This is a genomic window from Mycobacterium sp., assembly GCF_051006775.1.
Taxonomy (GTDB): Bacteria; Actinomycetota; Actinomycetes; order Mycobacteriales; family Mycobacteriaceae; genus Mycobacterium.
In genome coordinates, this window is record NZ_JBPCSX010000176.1 from 1 (window position 1) to 3618 (window position 3618).

The 3618-nt window shown below is 65.2% G+C and carries 5 protein-coding genes; 4 read left to right on the forward strand and 1 reads right to left on the reverse strand.

The genetic code is table 11. The annotated features are described in order from the left end of the window. The 3 genes from ACR2JI_RS12800 to ACR2JI_RS12810 all read left to right on the forward strand — a co-directional run. Nucleotides 1–611, forward strand: a 611-nt coding sequence (locus tag ACR2JI_RS12800; protein ID WP_526390474.1) for an ATP synthase beta subunit C-terminal domain-containing protein, incomplete at its 5' end; no start/stop codon positions are given. Between the two features lie 56 nt (nucleotides 612–667). Further along, the gene (locus ACR2JI_RS12805; RefSeq protein ID WP_526390476.1) at nucleotides 668–1033 is read left to right on the forward strand and encodes a F0F1 ATP synthase subunit epsilon; all 366 of its coding nucleotides are present in this window, start codon (nucleotides 668–670) and stop codon (nucleotides 1031–1033) included. Between the two features lie 9 nt (nucleotides 1034–1042). Continuing rightward, nucleotides 1043–1489, forward strand: a complete 447-nt coding sequence (locus tag ACR2JI_RS12810; protein WP_526390478.1) for a DUF2550 family protein — start codon at nucleotides 1043–1045, stop codon at nucleotides 1487–1489. Here the strand turns inward: ACR2JI_RS12810 and ACR2JI_RS12815 are convergent. Further along, nucleotides 1486–2091 (reverse strand): cob(I)yrinic acid a,c-diamide adenosyltransferase, encoded by a 606-nt coding sequence (locus tag ACR2JI_RS12815; RefSeq protein WP_526390480.1) that lies wholly within the window; start codon nucleotides 2089–2091, stop codon nucleotides 1486–1488. The two genes, ACR2JI_RS12810 and ACR2JI_RS12815, sit on opposite strands and share 4 nt — an antisense overlap. Nucleotides 2092–2135: 44 nt before the next feature. On the opposite strand from ACR2JI_RS12815, the gene murA reads away from it, so the two are divergent. After that, nucleotides 2136–3389, forward strand: a complete 1254-nt coding sequence (gene murA / locus ACR2JI_RS12820) for a UDP-N-acetylglucosamine 1-carboxyvinyltransferase (protein WP_526390482.1) — start codon at nucleotides 2136–2138, stop codon at nucleotides 3387–3389. Nucleotides 3390–3618 lie beyond the last annotated feature (229 nt).

A 3618-nucleotide genomic window follows, 5' to 3' on the forward strand; every position in this document is an offset into this window, starting at 1 on the left:
TGCCCTCGGCGGTGGGGTACCAGCCGACTCTCGCCGATGAGATGGGTGAACTGCAGGAGCGCATCACCTCAACCCGCGGTCGGTCCATCACCTCGATGCAGGCCGTGTACGTGCCCGCCGACGACTACACCGACCCGGCGCCGGCGACCACCTTCGCCCACCTCGACGCCACCACCGAGCTTTCCCGCGCGGTGTTCTCCAAGGGCATCTTCCCGGCGGTGGATCCGCTGGCGTCGAGCTCGACGATTCTGCAACCGAGCGTGGTCGGCGACGAGCACTACCGGGTTGCCCAGGAAGTCATCCGAATCCTGCAGCGCTACAAGGATCTCCAGGACATCATCGCCATCCTCGGTATCGACGAACTCTCCGAGGAGGACAAGCAGCTGGTCTACCGGGCTCGCCGCATCGAGCGCTTCCTGAGCCAGAACATGATGGCCGCCGAGCAGTTCACCGGACAGCCCGGCTCCACGGTGCCGCTGAAGGAGACGGTGGAGGCATTCGACAAGCTCTGCAAGGGCGACTTCGACCATCTGCCCGAGCAGGCCTTCTTCTTGATCGGTGGCCTCGATGACCTGGCCAAGAAGGCTGAGAGCATGGGCGTCAAGCTGTGATGAGCGCTCGCGCGAAGAACGTCGAATTGTGACGAGCCCTCGAAAGGTGAACTGAGATGGCCGAATTGGACGTCGCGATCGTCGCGGTTGAACGCAAGATCTGGTCGGGCAAGGCGACGTTCCTGTTCACCCGTACCATCTCGGGCGAGATCGGCATCCTGCCCAACCACATCCCGTTGGTTGCGCAGTTGGTTGACGATGCCATGGTTCGCGTCGAGCGTGAGGGCGAGGACGATCTGCGCATCGCCGTCAACGGCGGCTACCTGTCGGTGACCGAGGCCGGTGTGACGGTGCTGGCCGAGTTGGCGGAGTTCGCCTCGGAGATCGACGCCGACGAGGCCAAAGCCGATGCGGCTTCCGATGATCCACAGATCGCCGCCCGGGGGAGGGCGCGTCTGAGGGCGCTGGGCCAGCTCGACTAGTCGGCAATCATGAGCGCGTCGATGGACATCATGGTCGCGCTCGTCGGTGCCCTACTGCTCGCGGTAGCCCTACTCGGCTACCGGCTGTGGACGATGCGGCAGGGGGGTACTGCCGCGCTTTTGCGCGATGTGCCGGCGGTCGGCGGCCACGGCTGGCGGCACGGCGTGATTCGTTACCGCGGCGACGAAGCCAGTTTCTTCCAATTGTCCAGCCTTCGCCCGTGGCCGGACCGTCGGTTGAGCCGGCGTGGACTGGAGATCATCTCGCGGCGTCCGCCGCGCGGTGACGAGGTCGACATCATGACCGGGGATGTCGTGGTGATCGAACTCAAAGACGCAACCGGTGACCAACAGCGTTGCTATGAAATGGCATTGGACCGGGGTGCGCTGACGGCGTTCCTGTCCTGGCTGGAATCCCGCCCGTCACCGCGTGCGCGGCGGCGCACCGAACTCTAGGGGCGCTGCCCACCCGGCTGCCACAGCACGTCGTCACCCGCATTGGCGGTTCGCGACAGGATGAACAGCAGATCGCTGAGGCGGTTGAGGTAACGGGCAGGCAGCGGGCTGACGGAGTCAGGGTGAGCCTTCACCGCCATCCACGCCGACCGCTCGGCGCGACGGGTCACGGTCCGGGCCACGTGCAGCAGTGCCGAGAGCGCGGTGCCGCCGGGCAGGATGAACGAGCTCAGCGCCGGCAACGGCTCGTTGTACTCGTCGCACCACTTCTCCAGCCGGTCGACATAGGCCTCGGTGATCCGCAGGGGCGGGCGCTGAGGGTTCGCTTCTACCGATGTCGCCGACCTTTCGGCTCCGGTAACCGGAGTGGATAGGTCGGCGCCGGCGTCGAACAGATCGTTCTGTATCCAGGTCAGCACATGGCGCAGACCGTCGTCGGGTTGACCCAGCGCGATCGCGACCCCCAGCGCGGAGTTGGCCTCGTCGCAATCCGCGTAGGCGATCAGCCGCGGGTCGCTTTTCTCCACGCGGGAGAAGTCACTGAGTCCCGATGTGCCGTCATCGCCGGTCCGCGTATAGATGCGGGTCAGGTGCACTGCCATGACCAGAACGGTACGCCGCCACCGCTGAACTAAACTAACCCGCTGTGGGCGAACGTTTCCTGGTGACCGGGGGCAACCGGTTGACCGGTGAAGTCGCGGTGGGCGGCGCGAAGAACAGCGTCCTGAAACTGATGGCGGCCAGTCTGCTGGCCGAGGGCACGACGACGATCACCAACTGCCCTGACATTCTCGACGTCCCGTTGATGGCGGAAGTGCTGCGCGGATTGGGTGCCAACGTCGAACTCGACGGCTCGACCGTGCGCATCACCGCCCCCGACGAACCCAAGTACGAGGCCGACTTCGCCGCGGTCCGCCAGTTCCGGGCCTCGGTGTGTGTGCTCGGCCCGCTCGTCGGCCGCTGCAAGCGTGCCCGGGTGGCGCTGCCCGGCGGTGATGCGATCGGGTCGCGGCCGCTGGACATGCACCAGTCCGGTCTGCGGCAACTCGGGGCCGAGTGCACCATCGAGCACGGCTGCGTGGTGGCCTCCGCCGAACATCTGCGCGGGGCCGAGATCCAACTGGAGTTCCCATCCGTCGGGGCGACCGAGAACATCTTGATGGCCGCAGTCCTCGCCGAGGGTGTCACGGTGATTCACAACTCCGCCCGGGAACCGGACGTCGTCGATCTGTGCGAAATGCTCAACCAGATGGGCGCGGTGATCGAAGGTGCGGGCACCTCGACCCTGCGGATCACCGGCGTGCCGAAACTGCATCCCACCGAGCACCGGGTGATCGGCGACCGCATCGTGGCGGCGACGTGGGGGATCGCCGCGGCAATGACCCGGGGCGACATCGCGGTGACCGGCGTTGACCCGGCACATCTACAACTGGTTCTGCACAAGTTGCACGATGTTGGGGCCACCGTCACCCAGCACGACAACGGGTTCCGGGTGGTGCAGTACGACCGGCCCAAGGCCTGCAACGTCGCGACCCTGCCGTTTCCGGGATTCCCCACCGATCTTCAGCCGATGGCCATCGCGATGGCCGCTATCGCCGACGGCACCTCGATGATCACCGAGAACGTCTTCGAGGCGCGATTCCGTTTCGTCGAGGAGATGATCCGGCTCGGTGCTGACGCGCGCACCGACGGTCACCATGCGGTGGTGCGCGGTGTGTCGCAGTTGTCGAGTGCGCCGGTGTGGTGCTCCGATATCCGGGCCGGCGCCGGCCTGGTGCTGGCCGGTCTGGTCGCTGACGGGGAGACCGAGGTGCACGACGTTTTCCACATCGACCGCGGCTACCCGAGGTTCGTCGAGGACCTGGTCAGTCTCGGCGCGGAAATAGAACGCGTACACTGACTGTTACGTCCGATGGTGCACCGGACCTCCTCACCGAGACCGGTAGCCCGATTTGACCTCTTCCGATGACTAGAAGTACGCTGGCGGGGTTGCCCTGCTCGCGGGCTTACAGCGGGACTGTTGTTTGAGAACTCAATAGTGTGTTTGGTGGTTTTTGTTTGTTGTTTTTTGTTTTGTTGTTTCTGGCACCCCCGTGTCAGGGATGACTGTTGTGCCAGATGTTTTCTGG